The organism is Variovorax sp. V116, from assembly GCF_041154435.1.
Lineage (GTDB): Bacteria > Pseudomonadota > Gammaproteobacteria > Burkholderiales > Burkholderiaceae_C > Variovorax > Variovorax paradoxus.
The window spans coordinates 1,113,887-1,134,279 of record NZ_AP028662.1; the positions used below are offsets into that span (position 1 = coordinate 1,113,887).

General features: G+C 65.3%; 20 protein-coding genes. 3 read left to right on the forward strand and 17 right to left on the reverse strand.

What is annotated here, in order from left to right; genetic code table 11:
• Genes ACAM58_RS31295 through ACAM58_RS31320 form a run of 6 tightly spaced genes read right to left on the reverse strand, consistent with a single transcriptional unit; the run spans position 1 to position 6,187 of the window.
• On the reverse strand, positions 1 to 966 hold the full coding sequence (locus ACAM58_RS31295) for a tripartite tricarboxylate transporter substrate binding protein (RefSeq protein ID WP_307596834.1): 966 nt from the start codon (positions 964 to 966) through the stop codon (positions 1 to 3).
• A gap of 46 nt (positions 967 to 1,012) precedes the next feature.
• Complete coding sequence (locus ACAM58_RS31300; protein WP_307596835.1) at positions 1,013 to 1,588, reverse strand: carbon monoxide dehydrogenase subunit G; 576 nt, start codon at positions 1,586 to 1,588, stop codon at positions 1,013 to 1,015.
• An 8-nt stretch (positions 1,589 to 1,596) separates the two neighbouring features.
• On the reverse strand, positions 1,597 to 2,412 hold the full coding sequence (locus ACAM58_RS31305) for an alpha/beta fold hydrolase (protein WP_307596836.1): 816 nt from the start codon (positions 2,410 to 2,412) through the stop codon (positions 1,597 to 1,599).
• A complete protein-coding gene (locus tag ACAM58_RS31310; protein WP_369664675.1) occupies positions 2,402 to 4,816 on the reverse strand; it encodes a xanthine dehydrogenase family protein molybdopterin-binding subunit in 2,415 nt (804 codons plus the stop codon). The genes ACAM58_RS31305 and ACAM58_RS31310 overlap by 11 nt, the downstream gene beginning before the upstream one ends.
• On the reverse strand, positions 4,809 to 5,303 hold the full coding sequence (locus ACAM58_RS31315; RefSeq protein WP_307596838.1) for a (2Fe-2S)-binding protein: 495 nt from the start codon (positions 5,301 to 5,303) through the stop codon (positions 4,809 to 4,811). The genes ACAM58_RS31310 and ACAM58_RS31315 overlap by 8 nt, the downstream gene beginning before the upstream one ends.
• Positions 5,304 to 5,305: 2 nt before the next feature.
• Positions 5,306 to 6,187, reverse strand: coding sequence for a xanthine dehydrogenase family protein subunit M (locus ACAM58_RS31320; protein WP_307596839.1), 882 nt, complete (start codon positions 6,185 to 6,187; stop codon positions 5,306 to 5,308).
• A 110-nt stretch (positions 6,188 to 6,297) separates the two neighbouring features.
• On the opposite strand from ACAM58_RS31320, the gene gcvA reads away from it, so the two are divergent.
• Positions 6,298 to 7,284: a transcriptional regulator GcvA gene (gcvA, locus tag ACAM58_RS31325; RefSeq protein WP_369664676.1), complete on the forward strand. Its 987-nt coding sequence runs from the start codon at positions 6,298 to 6,300 to the stop codon at positions 7,282 to 7,284.
• Here gcvA and ACAM58_RS31330 read toward each other — a convergent pair.
• Positions 7,241 to 8,314, reverse strand: a complete 1,074-nt coding sequence (locus ACAM58_RS31330; protein ID WP_369664677.1) for an AraC family transcriptional regulator — start codon at positions 8,312 to 8,314, stop codon at positions 7,241 to 7,243. The two genes, gcvA and ACAM58_RS31330, sit on opposite strands and share 44 nt — an antisense overlap.
• Before the next feature lie 157 nt (positions 8,315 to 8,471).
• Here ACAM58_RS31330 and ACAM58_RS31335 point away from each other — a divergent pair, with 157 nt between their 5' ends.
• Together ACAM58_RS31335 and ACAM58_RS31340 are read left to right on the forward strand one after the other, a co-directional pair.
• Entirely contained in the window at positions 8,472 to 9,938 is a 1,467-nt protein-coding gene (locus ACAM58_RS31335; RefSeq protein WP_369664678.1) for a coniferyl aldehyde dehydrogenase, read from the forward strand.
• Positions 9,935 to 11,548 carry a GMC family oxidoreductase gene (locus ACAM58_RS31340; RefSeq protein ID WP_369664679.1) on the forward strand — a complete coding sequence of 538 codons (1,614 nt, stop codon included), beginning with the start codon at positions 9,935 to 9,937 and terminating at the stop codon, positions 11,546 to 11,548. The genes ACAM58_RS31335 and ACAM58_RS31340 overlap by 4 nt, the downstream gene beginning before the upstream one ends.
• A 3-nt stretch (positions 11,549 to 11,551) precedes the next feature.
• On the opposite strand, the gene ACAM58_RS31345 is transcribed toward ACAM58_RS31340, so the two are convergent.
• Genes ACAM58_RS31345 through ACAM58_RS31390 form a run of 10 tightly spaced genes read right to left on the reverse strand, consistent with a single transcriptional unit; the run spans position 11,552 to position 20,389 of the window.
• The gene (locus tag ACAM58_RS31345; protein ID WP_307596844.1) at positions 11,552 to 12,541 is read right to left on the reverse strand and encodes a branched-chain amino acid ABC transporter permease; all 990 of its coding nucleotides are present in this window, start codon (positions 12,539 to 12,541) and stop codon (positions 11,552 to 11,554) included.
• A gap of 13 nt (positions 12,542 to 12,554) precedes the next feature.
• On the reverse strand, positions 12,555 to 13,427 hold the full coding sequence (locus ACAM58_RS31350) for a branched-chain amino acid ABC transporter permease (protein ID WP_369664680.1): 873 nt from the start codon (positions 13,425 to 13,427) through the stop codon (positions 12,555 to 12,557).
• A 1-nt stretch (position 13,428) separates the two neighbouring features.
• Complete coding sequence (locus ACAM58_RS31355) at positions 13,429 to 14,145, reverse strand: ABC transporter ATP-binding protein (protein WP_307596846.1); 717 nt, start codon at positions 14,143 to 14,145, stop codon at positions 13,429 to 13,431.
• A complete protein-coding gene (locus tag ACAM58_RS31360; RefSeq protein ID WP_307596847.1) occupies positions 14,129 to 14,941 on the reverse strand; it encodes an ABC transporter ATP-binding protein in 813 nt (270 codons plus the stop codon). Before ACAM58_RS31360 ends, ACAM58_RS31355 begins: the two co-directional genes overlap by 17 nt.
• A gap of 12 nt (positions 14,942 to 14,953) precedes the next feature.
• Complete coding sequence (locus ACAM58_RS31365) at positions 14,954 to 15,898, reverse strand: SDR family NAD(P)-dependent oxidoreductase (protein WP_307596848.1); 945 nt, start codon at positions 15,896 to 15,898, stop codon at positions 14,954 to 14,956.
• Positions 15,899 to 15,930: 32 nt separating this feature from the next.
• Entirely contained in the window at positions 15,931 to 16,725 is a 795-nt protein-coding gene (locus tag ACAM58_RS31370) for an enoyl-CoA hydratase/isomerase family protein (RefSeq protein WP_369664681.1), read from the reverse strand.
• Positions 16,722 to 17,147, reverse strand: a complete 426-nt coding sequence (locus ACAM58_RS31375; protein WP_307596850.1) for a MaoC/PaaZ C-terminal domain-containing protein — start codon at positions 17,145 to 17,147, stop codon at positions 16,722 to 16,724. The genes ACAM58_RS31370 and ACAM58_RS31375 overlap by 4 nt, the downstream gene beginning before the upstream one ends.
• Complete coding sequence (locus ACAM58_RS31380; RefSeq protein WP_307596851.1) at positions 17,144 to 17,602, reverse strand: MaoC family dehydratase N-terminal domain-containing protein; 459 nt, start codon at positions 17,600 to 17,602, stop codon at positions 17,144 to 17,146. The genes ACAM58_RS31375 and ACAM58_RS31380 overlap by 4 nt, the downstream gene beginning before the upstream one ends.
• A 9-nt stretch (positions 17,603 to 17,611) precedes the next feature.
• The gene (locus ACAM58_RS31385) at positions 17,612 to 18,805 is read right to left on the reverse strand and encodes a lipid-transfer protein (protein WP_307596852.1); all 1,194 of its coding nucleotides are present in this window, start codon (positions 18,803 to 18,805) and stop codon (positions 17,612 to 17,614) included.
• Between the two features lie 36 nt (positions 18,806 to 18,841).
• Entirely contained in the window at positions 18,842 to 20,389 is a 1,548-nt protein-coding gene (locus ACAM58_RS31390; RefSeq protein WP_307596854.1) for a class I adenylate-forming enzyme family protein, read from the reverse strand.
• Positions 20,390 to 20,393 lie beyond the last annotated feature (4 nt).

Sequence of the window (20,393 nt, forward strand, 5' to 3'; positions counted from 1 at the left end):
CTATTCGGGAAGAATGCCGGCTCGGTGGATCACCGACGTCCACTTCTTCGTTTCGGCGGCTTGGAACACGGCCAGTTCCGCCGGCGTAGTCAAGGCCACTTCAGCGCCCTGCGAAGCCAGGCGTGCTTTCAGCTCGGGCTGATTCAGCACCTTTGCAGTCTCGGCGTGCAGCTTCTGCACAATGTCGGCCGGCGTGCCGGCAGGTGCATACAGCGCGAACCAGGTATATGCATCGAAGCCTTTGACACCGCTCTCGTTCAATGTCGGCACTTCAGGCATCGCCTCGGTTCGTACCGCGGTACTTGCAGCCAGTACCTTCAACCGTCCCGCTTTGACGTGCGGGATCACGACCGGACCGAGCTCCATCATCATCTGCACCTGGCCGCCAAGGAGATCCGTCACCGCCGGACCGCTGCCGCGATAAGTGATCGGCACGACAAACAGGTTGGCCATGTTCTTCAGCAACTCCATGTTGGTGTGCTGCGAGAACCCGTTTCCCGCCGACGCGTACGAGAACTTGCCGGGATCAGCCCGAACCTTGGCGAGGAAATCCTTCACGTTGTCAACGCCCAGGCTGGGGTGAACGACGAGGTAGCCGGGCATCTTCACGAGCCTGGCCACGGGCGCAAAGTCCTTTTCCGGGTCGTAGCGCAGTTTCCGGAACATTCCTGGGGCCACCGACATCGGCCCGGTGGAGCCCACCACCAGCGTATAGCCGTCGGGGGCGGACTTCGCCGCTGCATCCACGCCGATGGTGCCCCCTGCCCCGGCACGGTTCTCCACCACGAACGGCTGCCCCAACGACCGCTGCAAGCCGTCTGCCAGCGCCCGGGCGACATAGTCGTAGGGGCCGCCCGGTGGAGCGGGCGCGATGATCTTCACAGGGCGGCTTGGCCACGTATCCGCGTTGGCGGCGACAGAAGCCGCCATTGCGCCGACTGCGGCAAGTATTCGAAAGGCCTTCATCCAGTGTCTCCTTCAGTAGCTTTTCATTTGAAGTGGCCAGCCGGTCTCAGCGCAGAAGTACGCCGCCCAAGACGACCGCCGTGACTGCGGCTGCGGCGTACACCCACACGGCGACACCGCTGCTACGCTTTGCGCTCGCGGGAGTTGCCGTGTCGGCTTCGGCCGTGATCGAGGGGCCCGGCGTGGGCACCACCAGCTTGCGGAACGCCTCGAAGAAATCATCCGACATCTTCCGCGCGACACTGTCGATCAGCCGGGAGCCGATCTGCGCGAGCTTGCCGCCCACCTGTGCCTGCGCCGAATAGCGCAGCTCGGTCGCGCTGCCGACGTCGAGCAGTTCGACGGTGGCCTGTCCTTTGCCGAACCCCACGGCACCGCCCTGCCCCTCGAACACCATCACGCATGACTCCGGCGGCTGTGCCTGCGTCAGACGCAAGTCGCCGTTGAATTTGGCCCGCAACGGACCGATGGCCGACACGACGACCACACGGAAGAGCTCGGGCGAAACACGCTCGACCGACTCACAGCCGGGCAGGCAGCCCTTGAGGATCGCAGGGTCGTTGAGGGCCGCCCAAACCTGTTGGCGCGGCGCGGCGATGGATTGGCTTCCAGTGATTTGCATGGCAGTCCTTAAGCGGTCAGAGAGTGCAGCCGGCGCGCCACGACCGCGTTGAACGCAGCAGGCTGGTCGACATTTGGAAGATGTCCGGCACCTTCGATCACGTCGAGGGCCGAGCCGGAAACGAGTGATTGCAGATGCCGCATGGCGTCCGGCAGGACACCGTCGTTGGCGCCGACTATCCATTGCGTGGGCGCCGTGATGCGGCCGACGCGGCTCAGGTAGTCCAGACCTTGCAAGGCTCGCGCGCAAGCGGCGAAACCGCCGACGGAAGTGCCGGCGATCATCTCCTTCACCTCCCGTCCGAGCTCCGGCCGGCGTTCGAGGAAGTCGGAACCGAACCAGCGTTCGGCAGTCGAGTCTGCGAGTGCGGCGGTGCCATGAGCTTGCGCCGTCGCAATCCGCTCGTCCCAGGGAGCTGCAAATGCCGGTGGCGCATCCGCACGGGCGTCGCAGACGATCAGGCTGGCGACGCGATCCGGGTGAAGGATGCCGAGACCGAGCGCTACCATTCCGCCCAGCGATACGCCGATGAAGTGCGCCCGTGTGATGCCCAACTCGTCGAGTACGCGGATGTTGTCGGCGACCAGGTCGTCCAGACTGCATTCCGGAGGCGGCTCGTCCGAGGCGCCATGGCCACGGGTGTCGACGCTCACGACGCGCAGCCCGAGCTCAAGCAGCATTTCGACCTGGCCGCGCCACATGTTTGTGGAAGCCAGGATGGAGTGTCCGAGCACGACCGCCGGAGCGCCGACACGGCCGGCGGTGTGTACCGCCAGCCTCCCGTGAAAGCTCTCGGCGGGAATGAGTGTGGATTCAAGTTGCATGGTTTTCTCCGGCTTTGCCGCTGTTGCGCTGCTCGATGACGGTCCAGATGGCCTGCGGCGTCATCGGCAGTGCGTCGATGGATGCGCCCATAGGAGCCAGCGCGTCGTTGACGGCCGCTGAAATCGCCGCGGCGCTGCCCAGGTAGCCGGCCTCGCCGGAACCTTTTTGGCCGAATTCCGTCAGCGGCGAAGGTGTGCAGTGATCGACGATGGTCACGTTCGGCACCTCTTCCGAGCTGGGCAGCAGGTAGTCCATGAACGTGCCGGACAGCAGCTGCCCATCGTCGGAATAGGTGAACTTCTCCATCAGTGCGGCGCCCAGGCCGTGCGCAACACCGCCGTAGGTCATGCCATGAACGACGTCGGGGCTGATCATCACGCCACAGTCGTGGCCCACCGAATAGCGGTGCAGCTTCACCTTGCCGGTCTGGGGATCGACGCTCGCGAGGACCACATGGCTCTCGAACGAATGGCAGGGGTACATCTGCACCCGGCCATCCTCGGTGGGCATCTTGCCGCCAGTGGGGACTTGCCACACGAACTTTTCCTGCAACCCAGGTTCCATGCCGGGTGGCAGCTGGTGGTACTTGCGGTGAGCGATTTCGACCAGTTGATCCCAGCTCAGGCGCCGCCGCGGCTCCTCCGCCACGAACACGGCACCGTCCTCATAAACCACCGACGAGAGCGGGACACCCAGATTGTGAGCGGCGATGGCAAGCACCTTCGCCTTGAGAATCTTCGCGGCGCCGGCTGCGGCCCCGCCTAGCATGATGGCCATGCGGCTTCCCACGGGGCTGTTGGACGGCAGCGCGCTCAGCGAGTCGGCATGCAGCACCCGGATGCTGTCGGGGTGGATCTGCAGGACTTCGCCCACCACCGTCGAGACCAGCGTTTCATGCGCCTGCCCCGACGTGGAGGTCGCCATCAGTGCCGTGACGGCGCCCGACAGATCGATGCGCACAAGGCAGGAATCCATCCACGTCGTGGTCTCGTTCTTCGGATTGAAGAGCGGCTCGAAAGAAGAGTTGCCCCCCGATGGCTCGAGGCAGGTGGACACGCCGATGCCCGCCAGCAGCCCTTGGCTGCGCAGCGTGTCGCGCTCTCGCTCCAACTGCGCCATCGGAACGACGCCCAGGGCCTTGTCCAGCACCGTAGCGTAGTCCCCGGAGTCATAGGTCGTCCCACTCGGGATCAAGTAGGGGAACTCGTCCTTGCCGATCAGGTTGCGACGCCGCAGTTCCACGCGGTCCAGCCCGAGGAAGCGCGCGACCTTTTCCATTCCGGTTTCGATGGCATAGTTGGTGGGCGCCTGACCGAAACCGCGGACTGCTTCCTGCGGCGTCTTGTTGGTCAATACCGAGATCGCCTCGTACTCGACGCTCGCGATGCGGTAGGGACCGACGATGGCGCCCACCGGTTTGCCCAACTGCAGCGGCGCACGGCCGGAGTAGGCGCCGATGTCGTCGATGGCCCGCATCTTCATCGAATGGATCACGCCTTGCTCGTCGAACGCCATCGTGACGTCGAAGGCACGATCGGGGCCCTGCATGTCGCCGCCGCGCATGTTCTCCAGGCGATCCTCGATGAGCCGCACGGGGCGCCCGAGCTTGCGCGCCAGGTAGCCGGCGAGCACGGCATGTTTGATGCCGCGCTTGACGCCGTAGCTGCCGCCCACATCCACATCGAAGTGCACCCGCACGGCGTTGCCGGGCAGCTTGAGTGCCTTGGCCAGTTGATCGGGGAATTTGGGCATCTGGATCGAGGCCCATACGTCGAGGATCTGTTGCGACTCGTTCCACTCGCAGGTGACGCCGAAGGTCTCGATCGGCACGGTCGCGCTGCGCGCCCAGCGCACGCGGTAGCTGAGCGTGTGGCGAGCCCGAGCGAAGTCGTCAGCCACGGCTCCCCAGGTGAACTTGCGGCGGAAGATCGTGTTCGAGCCGAACTTCGGATGCACGATTGGGGAATCGGGTTCGATCGCATTTTCCATGTCGACCACCGCCGGCAGCGGGTCGTAGTCGATGTGCACCAGTTCCGCAGCGTCTTCGGCGAGCGCACGCGTTTCCGCGACGACGGCAACCACCCACTCGCCGGCATAACGTGCAACGCCGGTGGCAAGCGGGAACCGCTCGACCTGAGGCGCGTCGACCCCTACCAGCAGCGGCAGCGTCGCGGCGCAAAGCTCCTCGCCCGTGAGCACGGCATGCACGCCGGGGACTGCGAGCGCCGCGCTCGACTCGATCTTTGTGATGCGCGCGCTCGCATACGGACTGGCGATGATCGCCACGTGAAGTGTGTCGTGACGCCTCACATCCGCTGCGAAATGCCCCTGGCCCAGCACGAATCGCCGGTGCTCCACCGCGCGGCGATGCTTGCCGATGTACCGGAATTGCGCTTCAGCCATGAGATGCATCCTGGGTCGTTGCATGAAGGACGGCGTCGATGATCTGCTTGTAGCCCGTGCAGCGGCACAGGTTGCCGCTGATTGCCTCGCGCACCTGGGCCTCCGTAGGATGCGGAACCCTGTCGATCAGCGACTGGCAGGCGACCAGCATGCCCGGCGTGCAGTAGCCGCATTGCAGCGCATGCTTCTCACAGAAGGCGTCCTGCAACGGAGACAGCTTTCCCCGCTCCGGCGCCAGACCTTCGACCGTAGTGACGGACGAACCGTCGGCCTGCACGGCGAACATGCAGCAGGAACGCACGGGCTCGCCGTCGAACACCACGGTGCATGCGCCGCAGACCCCGTGTTCACAGCCGACGTGCGTACCGGTCAGACCGAGTTCGTCGCGAAGGAAATCAACGAGCGTCATGCGGGGCTCGACGGCCCGCTGGTGCTCGCGGCCGTTGACCGCAATGCGGATATTCACAAGTCTGTTCAGATCGTTCATGGTCAGTGGCTCGCACCGCGAGCGTTTTCGGCAGCCTTCAGCAAGACCCGTTCGCCCAGCACCGCCGCCAGGTGGCGGCGGAATGAAGCGGTGGCATGGATGTCATCGCCCGGTTCGCAGCGCGACGAGGCCGAGTGGGCGATCTCTCGGGCGGCCTGCGCAGTGATGCGGTGACCGACGAGCTGCGAGACGAGTTCGGGAAACACCATCGGCGTACCGTCCACACCGCCGAAGCCAAGGGCGACCCGCTGGCAGACACCGGCCTCATCGAGCTGCAGCTGGCAGGCGGCCGATGCCATCGCAAAATCACCGTGCCTGATGCTGGTCTCGTCGAAGGCGCTGCCTGTGTGCGCGCCCTTCCAGACCGGCCAGTCGATGGCGACCAGGCATTCGGTCTCGGCAGTGGCAGTGAACATCGGGCCCTGGAAAAACTCCGCCGCATCTACGACGCGCACGCCGTTCTGGCTGCGCAGATGCAGCCGGGCTGCCAGCACGCTGGCCGCCAGCGGCAACTCGGCGGAAGGATCGGCGTGAACAAGGCTGCCGCCCACCGTGCCGCGATTGCGCGTCTGAATGTGACCGACCCAGGTCAGCGCTTGCGCAACCAGCGGCAGTCGCGAACGGAGACCTTGATCGTGCTCGACATCACGCTGGCGAGTGCAGGCACCCATCCGGACGGCGTCGGCGGCGCTCTCCACGCCTTTCAGCGCAGTCAGTCGGTTGATGTCCACCAGTACCGAGGGCCGGGCCAGGCGCATGGCCATCATCGGCACCAGGCTCTGGCCGCCTGCCACGAGCTTGGCGTCGGCGCCATGCTGCTGCAGGACCTCCAGCGCGTGAGCTTCGCTCTCGGCGCGGATGTAGTCGAACGGGGCTGCTTTCATGGCTGCCGATCATCGACACGTAGGGCGATCGCGGCAAAGGACGATTCTTCACGTGGCGTGAGCTATAGTCACTCGACCAGCGGAACGCCTTTCCCCAGAATGAACAGGCCATGATCAGAAAACTCCCGCCGTTGAATGCGGTACGTGCATTTGAAGCCGCGGCGAGACACGTCAGCTTTACCAAGGCTGCCGAAGAACTCAGCGTCACTCACGGCGCGATCAGCCGGCAGGTGGCCTTGCTCGAGGATTGGTTCGGCCGTCCCCTGTTCCGGCGGTCTTCATCGCAACTGACGCTCACCGACGCCGGTCGCAGCTATCTTCCCGAAGTCAGCGCCGCGCTCGATCGACTGGCCTTGGCCTCGATGTACATGCTGCAGCAGCAGTCGCCGACCAGCCTGCGCGTGAGCGCACCACCCACCTTCACCATGCGATGGCTTATCCCCCGCATGTCAGGCTTCCAGCGCCGCCGACCGGACGTGGAGATCCGGCTCTCGACGTCAATGGAGCGGCCGAACTTTCAGGCCAACCTGTACGACGTAGCCATCCGGGGCGCCCATGAAGCCCCCCTGGACTGCGGCGCGGTGCGGTTCATGTCGGAACACATCCTCCCTGTCTGCCACGTTGACGCGCTGAACGGAGGCGCTCTGCTTGAGCCAAAGGACATCACGCGGTTCACGGCCATCAGCTATGCGACCGAACCCTATCCTTGGCAGGAGTGGCTGCAGTCGGCCGGCGTTGCGGATCTGCGCCCCGCGAATACGCTGAAATTCGAGCAGATGTACTTCGCATTGCAGGCAGCCTGCGAAGGCCTCGGTATCGTGCTCGTGCCGCTGTTTCTGGTCCTCGACGACATCATCGCCGGCAAGTTGTGTGCACCCTTCGGCCCTTTGGGAATCAAGCGCCGCGACTATTACGCCAGCTTCCCCTCTGAATCGGACGCCTATCCGCTCATCGCCAAGTTTTGCGAGTGGCTCCAGCAGGAAGGGCGGGACACGGAGAGTTCTATCGAGGAATGGGCCCGGTCGCAGAGCTGGGACCTACGGACACCCGTGCCTACGACTTTGCCTGAACTTCCAAGCGGTACTGGGTCGGACTAAGACCTGTCCACCTCCGAAAGGCCTTGCGAAAGCTCGCAGCTTCGGAAAAGCCTACGCGCTCGGCAATCTCGTCTATCGACAACGGAGAGTTTCTCAGCAGGCCCGCAGCGATGGCTTGTCGAACCTCATCGGCGATGGCCTGGAAGCCAAGCCCGCCCTCGGCCAGTCGCCGGTGCATGGTCCGCACTGACAGGCCGAGCGATCGAGCTACCGCATCGGCATTCGACATCCTGCCTTGGTTGCTGAGACAAACGGCGCGGATCTGGTCCACGAGGCCTCCGCCTTCGAGCTGGGTCCTCATGATCTGTTCGCAAAAGCTCGCGCACAGTTTGGCCGTTGCCGGATTCGCGCCGGGACACGCCATGCGCAGCACGGCGGAATCGAATTCCCATTCGATACGTGGAGCGTCGAAGTGCACCGGACATCCGAACATGCGCTCATAAGCAGCGGCGTGCACCGGACGCGGATAGGGCAAGCGCAGGCACTGCGAAGGAAACGGTGCCGCGAGGATGTTGGTTGCGAGTTGGAGCATCGAGGCGAGCCAGAACTCGGTGGCCAACGGCAGCACAGGACCCAGCGAGAGAACGTCGGCTCCTTCGAGCAGTGCGGTATCGCCCAGCAGACGAAAGCGCTTGTGAACCACCGGTCCCGCCAGCTTTAGGTACTTCATGCCAAGCACCACTGCGTCGCCAAAGGCTGCACTGCTGGTCAGCGCGTAGCCGTACACACCGAAGTCGCTCAGGCGCTGCCGCGCGCCGGCGCGCAGACCGACGTCGGGCAGCCTGGCCAATCGCTGTGCGTTGCGGAAAATGGTGATCTTCTGTCGATGCGACATGCGCACTTCGGGGTCGACCAACTGCCTTGCTTCCAGCCCCGACCCGCCGAGCACCACCTCGGCGCTCACACCCTGGCCAGCCATTTCGGCCAGGAGCGCGCCCAGGCCCAGCACCGAGTGCACAGGCGCCTCCAACTCCATTCCGTAGCTGCCTACCAGTTCGAAGCCGGCGGCCTGCGCCTGACACCGTTGCATTGAGCTTGGCAATTTATGACCTCTGTTGGCAGGATGGGACCTCGTTGAAGTCCTGCGTCACCCGTAGATTTCGTTCGCCCACGCGCCACTCCCGTCCCCGCGACCTTGCGGCATGTGCGAGCGTCCACCCAACCGACGAATGACCGGAGACACTTCCATGGAAACCGAGCTGCGCCTGCGCGGGCTTTTCGAGCGCCAGAGGGCAGCCTTTGCCGCCCAACCCTTTCCCAGCGTGATGCAGAGAAAGACGCATCTCCGGGCGCTGAAGAGCCAGTTGCTGCGCTATCAGGACGAATTGGTGGCGGCCATCAGCCGCGACTTTGGATTCCGGGCCCCGGCCGAAACCCAGATGATGGATGTGCTGGGCTCGGTGCTGGAGATCAACCACGCTCTTTCGCATGTGGGCCGCTGGATGCGTTCGCGCCGGCGATCGACCGAACTGCTGTTCATGAGCAACAGCCTGCGCGTGCACTACCAGCCCAAAGGCGTGGTGGGCGTGATCGTGCCTTGGAACTTTCCGGTCTATCTCGCGCTCGGGCCGCTCGCTGCCGCTCTTGCAGCCGGCAATCGCGTGCTCCTCAAGCTCTCGGAAGCCACGCCTGCCACCAATGAGGTGCTGGCGAGCCTGCTGGCGGAGGCATTTTCCGAGGCATGGGTTGCGGTCGTGGGTGCGGAATTGGAGGATCCGAACTTCTTCACCGCCCTGCCCTTCGATCACATCGTTTTCACGGGGTCGCCTGCGGTCGGACGCGCCGTGATGCGCACAGCGGCCCAGAACCTGACGCCTGTCACGCTCGAGTTGGGCGGCAAGTCCCCTGCATTGCTGCTGCCCGGATGCGATCCGCGCGATGCCGCGAGCCGGATCGCACATGGAAAAGCCGTCAACGCCGGGCAGATCTGCATTGCGCCCGACTACGCACTCGTGCCAAGGGCGCAGGTGGAAGCCTTCGTCGAGGGTGTGAAGGATGCCTTTGCACGGCTCTACGGCCCGAGCGTCTGTGATCACCCGGACTACACCGCCATCGTGAACGAACGCCACGGCCAGCGCATCCGGGACTTGCTGGATGACGCGCGAAGCAAGGGTGCCCATGTGATTGCCTGTGCCGAGCCGGGAGCCGGCCGGCGCGTTCCCCTGCATATCGTCACAGGTGTGCGCAAGGACATGCGGATCGCTCAGGAAGAAATATTCGGCCCGATCCTGCCGGTGTTGGACTATGACAGCCTCGACGACGCGCTCAGCATCATCAATGCCGGCCCCCGCCCGCTGGCCCTGTACTGCTTCGGCCATGACGCGCGTGCGCGGCGCCGCGTGCTGGAGCATACGCATTCCGGCGGCGTGACGATCAACGACTGGGGCTGGCACGTGCTGAACCATGACGCGCCCTTCGGCGGCATAGGCAACTCGGGCATGGGCAGCTATCACGGCGAGGAGGGATTCCGCGAGCTGTCGCATGCACGAACGGTCTTCAAGCGCCACCGCTGGTTCCCCGTGGGCCTCTTTTATCCACCGTACGGCAGCTTCGTGCAGCGACTGATCCTGCGCCTCTGGCTGGGCCGCGGCGATCCATCTCTATCGCCTCCGTCAGCGCGACCATCCCAGGCCTTGGGGAGTTCCGCACGATGAGCCAGCAGACCTTCGACTACGTCGTGGTCGGTGCGGGAGCGGCCGGATGCGTGATTGCCTCCCGGCTGAGCGAGGATGCCAAGACCAGCGTGTGCCTGCTCGAGGCCGGTCCATCGGATCACAGCGTCCTGATCCGCGCGCCTGCCGGTGTCGTCGCCATGGTGCCGACCCGATTGAACAACTATGCCTACGAGACGGTGCCGCAGCATGGCCTGGGTGGGCGGCGCGGCTACCAACCCCGAGGCAAGGTACTGGGTGGCTCCAGCTCCATCAACGCCATGCTGTACGTGCGCGGCCATCGCTGGGACTATGACCATTGGGCCGAGCTCGGCAATCCAGGATGGTCGTATGACGAAGTGCTGCCATTCTTCCGACGCTCGGAGAACAACGAGCGGTTCGGGCCGGACGACTTCCATGGCCGGCGCGGACCGCTCAATGTGGCGGACTTGCGCAGTCCGAGCCCCATCAACCAGGCCTTCCTCCTGGCAGCGGCGAACCAGGGCGTTTCTCGCAACGAGGACTACAACGGCGCCGAGCAATTCGGCAGCTTCCACTACCAGGTGACGCAGAAGAACGGCGAGCGCTGCAGCGCCGCCAGCGCCTACCTGACCCCACATCGCAGCCGTCCCAACCTGCATGTCGAGACCGGGACAGTGGCCTCCCGCATCTGCTTCGACGAAGGTCGGGCCGTGGGCGTCGAGTTCCTGAAGGGCGGCCAGCGGCACGCAGTCCGCGCGCGCCGGGAGGTGATTGTCTGCGGCGGCACCTTCGGCTCGCCGCAGCTTCTGATGCTCTCGGGCATCGGCCCCGCGCACGCACTCCAGCGGCACGGCATTCCGGTGCTGCATCACTTGCCCGGCGTCGGCCAGAACTTGCAGGACCACATCGACTACGTGCAGGCCTGGCTCGCCCGCAGCGACACACCCACCTTCGGGATCTCCCCGCGCGGTATCGGGCAAGTCGCCAAGGCGATCTTCGAGTGGCGGCGCCATCGCACCGGGCTCATCACCAGCCCCTTCGCCGAGTCCGGCGCCTTCGCGCGCTCCCGTTCCGATGTGGCTGTGCCCGACCTGCAGCTGATCTTCGCGGTGGCCATCGTGGACGACCACGCGCGAAAGGTGCACCTGGGTCATGGCTTCAGCTGCCACGTGTCGGTCTTGCGTCCCAGGAGTCGCGGCACTGTCGCGCTGGCCTCCCGCGATCCGCGTGCCGCTCCCGTGATCGACCCCGCGTTCTTCAGCCATCCGGACGACATGGCACTGATGCTCAAGGGTGCGCGCCTGATGCAGTCCATCCTCGGCGACCCCGCGCTGGCGCCATACCGTGGCCGGCGCATGCTGTATCCGGTGCGCCCGGACGACGAGGCGCATCTCGAAGCCGACATCCGCCAGCGCTCCGACTCGCAATACCACCCGGTGGGCACCTGCAAGATGGGCCCGGCCCACGATACCGGTGCCGTTGTCGACGCCAAGCTGCGGGTTCATGGCGTGAGCGGGTTGCGCGTGGCGGATGCGTCGATCATGCCGACCCTGGTGGGAGGCAACACCAGCGCGCCCGCGGTCATGATCGGCGAAAAGGCGGCGGCCATGATCCGCACCGACGGTGCATGAGAGTCAGGCCCGGCGGCGCACCAGCCGGGCCAGGCCTCCCGGCAACAGGTAGACGAAAACGATGAGCACCACGCCGTAGACCGCCCATGGCGCCGCCTTCGACACTTTTTCGGCCAGATCGGGCACGAACATGATGAACACGGCCCCGTACAGCGCCCCCCACAGCGTGCCGACGCCACCGACGACGATGCCCACGAGCAGCGAGATGGAGAGAAACATCGCGAAGGTGTCCGGCGACACGAACTGGACCGCGACGGCGAACAGGGACCCCGCCACGCCCGTAAACCCGGCCGAGATCCCGAAAGTCACCGACTTGCAGTGGCTGCCCGGCACGCCGATGGCCTCGGCCGCCAGGGGATGGTCCCTCATCGCACGCATGGCTCGCCCGCTGGCGCCGCTGACGAGATTGCGGGCGACCAGAAGCATCAGCAAGCCCACCACGAGAGAAAAAAGGTAGAACCACTGGTCCGCATCGAGCGGAAGGCCGAACGGCGCCTCGGGCTTGTTCAGCACGATGCCGCTGGACCCTCCCGTCCACGGCTCGAAATGCCTGGACTTGAGCAGCTGCGGCGCGGCGATACCCAGCGCAAACGTGGCGAGCGCCAGGTACAGGCCCTCCAGCCGCAGGGCTGGGCGTCCGAACAGGTAGCCCACCACCAGCGCGACGGCGCCCGAGATCGGCACGCACAACCAATACGGCACACCATACCTGTCCATCAGGATGGCCGTGACATAGGCGCCGACCGCGTAGAACGCGCCATGCCCCAGCGAAATCTGGCCGTTGTAGCCGGTCAGCAAATTCAGGCCAAGCAGAGCGATCGCGTAGCTCACGATCATGGTGGCCTGGAACAGCTGGTAGCCCTTGGCGAAGAAGGTCACCAACACGGCGAGCACCACCAGTGCGATGAACAGCCGCGGGATGGAACGTACCGCATCGCCCTGCACGGGCTGTGCAGTTGGCAGTGCCTTCAGGGCGGGAGGATTGGCATTCATCGTCGATCTTCCTTCAGACACGCTTCACCACCACGCGGCCCAGCAGCCCCGCAGGTCGAAAAACCAGCACGGTCACGATCAGCACCAGGGCCAGCGGCAGCTTCAGCTCCGTGCCGATGACGTAGGTTCCGAGCAGGTTCTCTGCCACGCCAACCACGAGCCCGCCGACAACGGCGCCCACCGGATTGTTGATGCCCCCGACGAGCGCTCCGGCAAATGCGTAGAGCAGCACTCCGCTCATCATGTGCGGGTCGAGGAACAAGGTCGGTGCGACCATCATGCCGGCCACCGCGCCGATCGCTCCGGCCAAGCCCCACCCAAGCATCAGCATGCGGCTGACGGGCACCCCGAGCAGCCGCGCCGAATCGGCGTTCTCGGCAGCCGCACGCATGGCCAGACCCAACGACGTCAGCCGCAGGAATGCAAACAGCATCGCGACTAATGCCAGCGTGACGGCCATGGCGCCCAGTTGATGCACGCTGAGCAGCGCGGAGCCGAACCAGGCGTCAGCAGGGAACGGGCTCGGAAAGCGCTTCACGTCAAAACCGAAAAGCCAGCCCGCCATGCTGTGAAAGACCACCAGCAGGCCGATGAAGACAACCACGACACTCAGCTCGGGCGCCTTCTCCAAGGGCCTGACGATGACGAACTGGACCGCCGCGCCCATGGCGAACGACACCAGCACCGTGGCCGCGAAGGCCAGCCAGTACGGTACCCCCGCCTGCAGCAAAGCCCAGGCAATGAAGGCTGAGAAGGTGGCCATCTCTCCCTGGGCGAAGTTGATGTGGTGGGTGGCCTGGTAGATCATTACCAGGGCGAGCGCCATGCTCGCATACACCCCGCCGGCCGCAAGGCCGGCGGCAAGTTGATGCAGGAACGCTTCCATCTCAATCTCCGAGGTAAGCGCGCCGCACGGCATCGTCTTGCCGCATCTGCTCGCTGGAACCCTGCGCAACGACGCGGCCGCCTTCCAGCAGATAGGCGCGCTGTGCAAGTTCCAATGCCAGGCGCGCGTTCTGCTCCACGAGCAGGATGCTCACGCGCTCTTCACGATTGATCTTCGCGAGGATGCCGAAGATCTCGCGCACGATCAGCGGGGCTAAGCCGAACGAGGGCTCATCGAGCAGCAGCAGGCGCGGCCTCGCCATCAACGCCCGCGAAATGGCGAGCATCTGCTGTTCGCCGCCCGAGAGCGTCCCTGCCTGCTGTCGCCATCGTTCCTTCAGCCGCGGGAAGTAGCCGTACATGCGCTCCAGGTCACCAGCGCAGCCTGCCCGGTCGGCCCGCGTGTAGCAACCCAGGCGTAAGTTTTCCTCCACGGTCAAGCCGAGGAAGGTGCCGCGGCCGTCAGGCACGTGACCGACCCCGAGCCGGGCGACCTGCTCGGTCGTCTTGCGCTCGATGGCCTCTCCCGCAAGGCTCAGACTCCCCTCGGTCCGCACTTTGGTGCGGCACAGGGCCCGCAGCGTGGTCGTCTTGCCTGCCCCGTTAGCGCCCAGCAGCGCGCAGACTTCGCCCTGCTCCACGTCAAGATCGATCCCGTGCAGCACGGCGACAGGGCCATAGAAGGCCCGCAGGCCCTTCGCTTCAAGCAGCTTGTTCATCGGTCGCTCCATGAACTTGCTCGCCCAGGTAGGCAGTGATCACGTCCGGGTGCCAGCGCACCTGTTCCGGCGTGCCTTCGGCGATGCGGCGACCGAAGTTCAAAGCAACCACCTTGTCTGAAATTCCCATGACGAGGCCCATGTGATGCTCGACCAGCAGCACGGCGAGGGACAACTTGTCCCGCAGGGACACGATCAACTCGCCGAGGCTCTCGAGCTCCTCGTGATTCAGGCCGCAAGCAGGTTCGTCCAGCAGCAGCAACGACGGCTCGCAGGCCAGCGCCCGTGCCATCTCCACCCGCTTCTGCGTTCCAAACGGCAGCGCAGCGGCGCTTCGATCCGCCACGGACTGGAGCGACAGCAACTCGATGGCGGCATCGGCCCGCTCGGCCGCTTCCCTCTCCACCTTTCGCTTGCGTTTGCCACCAATCGCATCCGACAGAAAGCCAACGTGGTGGTGCGCGTAGGTGCCGACGAGCACGTTCTCGCGCACACTCATCGAGCCGAACAGCGCGAGGTTCTGGAAGGTGCGGCCGAGCCCGAGCGCCGCACGGCGGTGGCTGGGCATATGCGCAAGCGCGTGGCCATTGAATTCGATCGCGCCGACCTGCCATGGGTAAAGGCCCGAAAGGCAGTTGAACAAGGTGCTCTTCCCGGCACCGTTGGGACCGATCAACCCGCAAACCTGTCCACGCTCGACGTTGAACGAGACACCGTCAAGTGCGACGATCCCGCCGAAGCGAACCGTCACGCCGTCAATGCGCAACAAAGGCTCACGGGGCGCTGTGCGGTCCATGGCGGCGCCTGCTCAGATCGGGTTCCATCGGAACACATCACTCGATCGGTCCAGGCTGTGGTACTGCGCTCGCAGCGCCGGTAATGCGTGATCGGCCACGCTCTGAGGTGTCCAGCCCTCCCCCCGGTGTACCGACCGCACGGGACGAGGTTGACTCATGAGGAAGATTTCGTTGTTGCGCACCGCGAAGATCTGCCCCGTGGTATCCGCTGCGAGATCGCTCGCAAGGCATACCGCCAGCGGTGCGATCTTCGCGGGCGTCATTTCCTTCAGACGATCCACTCGAGCCTGTTGTTCCGGCGTGTCCGTGGGCATCGAGGCAATCATTCGGCTGAACGCGAACGGTGCGATGCAATTCGAGCGCACATTGAACTTGGACATGTCCAGGGCAATCGACTTGGACAGCGCGGCAATGCCCATCTTGGCAGCCGCGTAGTTCGCCTGCCCGATCTCGCCGATCAACCCCGAGGTCGACGTCATGTGCACGAAGCAGCCGGACTCCTGTTCCTTGAAATGATTGGCGGCCGCGCGGCTCACGTGATAGCTGCCATACAGGTGCACCTTGATGACGGCATCCCATTGGTCGTCGCCCATCTTGTGGAAGAAGCCATCGCGCAGGATCCCGGCGTTGTTCACGACGATATCCAGGCGACCGAAAGCATCCAGCGCACACTCCACCATGCGACGGCCGGCGACCGGATCAGCCACGCTGTCGGTGTTCGCGGCGGCCTGGCCGCCCAGCGCCTTGATCTCGTCGACCACGGCTTGCGCCGGCCCTGCGTCCCGGCCTTCGCCATTGAGAGCGGCGCCGATGTCGTTCACAACCACCCGCGCGCCTTCGCGCGCCATGGCCAGGGCGATGTCGCGACCAATGCCGCCGCCCGCGCCCGTGACCACGGCCACCTTGCCTTGCAGAATGCCCTCGGCGCCGGTCGGGGCTGATTTTGTGTTGTCCATGTGATTGCTCCTGTGGGTGGCCTCTGCCGCGGTCATGTGCCGGCGGGCCAGTTGTAAGGGGGTGCCTGCTTTTCCAGCAGGCGATTGACGGCCAGGCGGTGGCCCGGCGTACTCATGGCCATCGCCTGCGCCAGGGCCTCGGCGTCCAGCAAGGCAGCCAGTTCGCCGCCCTGCGGCGCCAGATTGCGCTTGATCATGCTCACGGCGGCCGGTGATGCCTGGACGAAGCTGCGGGCGATGGCGCGGGCGCGGGCGAGCAGCGCATCGGCAGTGGCAATCTCTGTGACGATGCCCAGGCGTTGGGCCTCGTCGGCACCGAATTCGCGGGCCGACAGCATCAGTTCTTTGGCTCGCTGCACACCCACCACTCTAGGCAGCGTGTAGAGGCAGCCGCAGTCGGGCACAAGGCCAACGCGCAAGAACGACGCGCTGAACCGCGCACGCGGCGTGGCAAGCACGAAATCTGCCGTGAGGGCAAGGCTCAGGCCGGCGCCCGTCGCCATGCCGTCCACGGCCGCGACCACCGGCCGGTCGAGCGAGATCAGGTCCCGCACCCAGTCGTTCATGTCCTGGAAGCGCTGCAGCCAGCCTTCGTTGTCCAGGCCTGCACTGGCGAGCGCCCGGAGGTCGCCGCCGGCGCAGAAATGCCCTTGCGAGCCGGTCAGGATCACGACGCGCACGTTGCGGTCGCGCCGGACGGCAACGATGGCGTCCGCCAACTGCGCCCGCATGGCGGGATCGAGCGCATTGCGGCGCTCCGGCTGGTTAAGCGTCAGTTCCGCAACGCCATCCTTGATGTCAAGCAATACGCTTCGGGGTTCGCTCATGCTGCCTCCTGCAGTAGCAAGACCAGGGCCTCGCCTTCGAGCTTGATCTCGCCCTGCTCGTTGGTGCAAGTGAGCGCCACGCGGGCTAGTCGTTCCGGCGACTGCTCGACGATCTCGATGACGCGCCCGCCACAACGGATGCGCTCGCCAACCCGCGTGATCGCCGCAAAGCGCACGTCCATGCTGCGGACCGCATGCTGGGGCACCCAGCGCGTGAGCACGTGGCCCAGCCAGGCCATGGAGAGCATTCCGTGCGCGAAGACGTCCTGCGCGCCGGCGGCGCGGGCATAGTCGATGTCGACATGAATCGGGTTGTGATCCCCCGATGCGCCGCAATAGAGCGCGAGCACGAGCCGCGAAACAGGCTCCGGTTCGAAGACCGGCAGTTCAGCCCCCGCCTGCAAGGATTCGAGGACCTTCATGCGCTCGCTCCAATCGGATGGCGCACGACTGTCACGAATCGCAGGTCCGCGACGTGTGCGCCCGCCTGGTTGCTGACGCGCGTGACACGCGCGACGAATTCGAGCGCCCCGCCCTTCTTGTCCCAGATGTTCTCGATGCGCGGCGCGAAGGTGAGCACGTCACCTGCGTAGGCCATCGCGTGATACCGGAAGCCCTGCTCGCCATGCAGCAGGAAGCGGTAGTCGAGACCCAGAAGCTCCCGAACGGCAGCCGGATTGGGTCCGTCCATCTCCAGGCAGAACAGGAAGGTGGGCGGCACGGGCAATCCGCGATGGCCCGCGGCCTGCGCGGCCATCTCGTCCGCGTACACCGGGTCTGGCTGGCTCGTCGCCTTGGCAAAGAACCTCAGCCGGCCGGGTTCCACGGTAACCGAGAACGGTTCCAATGCATGCCCGATAAAGCGCTTGTCGATCACGCCGTCCCCTCAAGCGCGCTGGTAGAGCGTGACGACGCAAGCGCCACCAAGCCCCAAGTTGTGCTGCAGCGCCACGCGCGCGCCTTCGACCTGGCGCTGTTCGGCCTGTCCCCGCAGTTGCCACACCAGTTCCGCGCATTGCGCGAGGCCGGTGGCACCGAGCGGATGGCCCTTGGACAGCAATCCGCCCGAGGGATTGACGACATAGCGGCCGCCATAGGTGTTGTCGCCATCGAGCACGAACTTCTCCGCCGTTCCAGGCGCAGTCAGGCCGAGCGCTTCGTACGAAATGAGTTCGTTGGCCGTGAAACAATCGTGCAACTCGACGACATCCACGTCCTCAGGACCAATGGAGGCCCGTTCGTAGACCCACTTCACCGCGTCCACCGTCATGTCATAGCCCACCAGCTTGCGCATGTCGTTGCTTTCGAAACTGGCGGGTGTATCGGTGGTCATGGCTTGGGCAGCGATCACCACACTCATGTCCAGCCCGTGCTTGCGCGCAAAGTCGGCCGAGCACACGATGGCCGCCGCCGCGCCGCAGGTGGGCGGACAGCATTGGTAACGCGTGAGTGGGTCGAACACCTTGGGCGACGCCATTACTTCTTCGAGCGAGAGCACCTGCCGGAACACGGCCAGCGGGTTGCGCGCTGCATGCTGGCGCGCCTTGACGGAGATGCGACCGAAGGTCTCGGGCTTGGTCCCGTATTGCGCCATGTAGTCGCGCCCAGCGCCGCCGAAGAACTGGGCGGCCCGCGGAGTCTGCGGTTCGTAGCCCTGGTGCGCGGTCATCGTTTCGGCAAAGCGCTGCATTGGCGAAGGGCGATCGTCGAAGGCGCCCTTCAATGCGCCTGGAACCATCTGGTCCATCCCCAAAGCCAGAGCGCACTCCACCGCCCCGCTCTCCACGGCCTGGCGCGCCAGAAATAGCGCACTCGACCCCGTTGCACAATTGTTGTTGACGTTGAAGACGGGAATGCCGCTCAGTCCGACCTGGTACATGGCCGCTTGGCCCGCGGTGGAATCGCCATAGACGTAGCCAACGTAGGCCTGCTCCACGAGGCCGTAGTCCAACCGGGCGTCTTCGAGGGCGAGCTTCACGGCCCGCGCGCCCATGACGTTGTAGGGCTCACTGGTGCCGGGCTTGGTGAACTGGATCATGCCGACGCCCACGACATGGACGGGACGGTGCTTGTGGGTCATCGATCTTCCTCGGAGGAAATTAAGAAAGTGGGCTGTTCACGCGGTTGCGCGGGACAGGTATTCGTCGCGCAACCGGGTCTTCAGAATCTTGCCGGCGGCCGACAGCGGCAAGCTGTCGACGAAATCAAAGCTCTTGGGGCACTTGTAGCCCGCGAGACGCGTGCGGCAGTGCTCGCGCAGGGACTCGCCATCGGAAGTTGCGCCCGGTCGCAGAACGATGACGGCGTGCACGGCTTCGCCCCACAGGGCGCTGGGTATGCCGATCACGGCGCATGCCGACACGGCCGGGTGCGCCATCAGCGCCGCCTCGACTTCTGCGGAGTAGACGTTCTCGCCGCCGGTGATCACCATGTCCTTGAGCCGATCGACCACGTAGATGTGGCCGGCGGCATCGCGCCAGCCGGCGTCCCCCGTATGCAGCCAGCCGTCGCGCAGAGCGGCCGCGGTTTCGGCGGGCTTGTTCCAATAGCCTTGCATGACGGCCACGCCGCGCAGCACGATCTCGCCGACGGCGCCCGGCGGGAGGTCACGGCCATCGGGGTCGACGATGCGGAGTTCGGCGCCCAGGCCGACGCGCCCCACGGAACGCGTCACCTCGCCCATGTCCTTGCGGTCCGCCTGGATAAACGGCCCCAGCACACTCACCACGCCCGAAGTCTCGGTCATGCCGTATGAGCTGCAGAAGCCGACGTGAGGCAGTGCGCGCATGGCCCGATCGAGCAATGCGGGCGGCATCGGAGACGCACCGTAGGAGAGCCGCTGCAGGTTGCGCAGTCGCCCGGCATCGAATGCCGGATCGTCCAGCAGCATCTGCAGCATGCTGGGGACAACGACGATGTCGGTCACGCCGTAGCGCTCGATCGCCTCGACCACGGCTTCGGGCCGAAACTGCGGTTCGATGACATTGCTGGCGCCGAGCACCAGTTGCATGACGAACCGGAAAAGGCCCGAGACATGGAAGAAAGGCGTCACCAGCAAGGCCACACCGTCGCGGGGACTGAACATTTCCGCCAGGCGCGTCACTGCACCGCACCAAAGATTCGCGTGGGAAAGCATCACGCCCTTCGGGAAGCCGGTGGTGCCGCCCGTGTACAGGATGGCCGCCAGTTCTTCGCCGCCGCGCCGCACATCGGTGGCCGGCTCGCAGGACTGCACCAGAGCTTCGTAGCAATCGATACCTTCGGCACGTGGCGCCGTGCCGACGTGCACAACCCGGCGCACTACGGCTGCGGCAGCCCGAATCGCATCGACGAGCGGCAGGAAGGCGTCGTCCACCACCAGGACAGCAGCCCCGCAGTCGGACAGCGAGTAGGCGATCTCGGTCACGCTCCAACGCGTGTTCACAGGCGCCGCGACCGCGCCAGCCCACCAGACGCCCAACAGAAACTCGACATAGCAGTCGGAGTTGTGCGCCAGGATTGCCACGCGGTCGCCGGGGCGTACGTCGAGGCCCTGCAGCAGGGACGCCACGCGGCTGGAACGTTCGGCCAGTTCGCGAAACGAACTCGTTCTTCCCGCACACAGCGTTGCCGGCTTTTCTGGAAACTGCTGCACAGCGCGGTGCAAGCCTTGGGTGAGATACATCGCC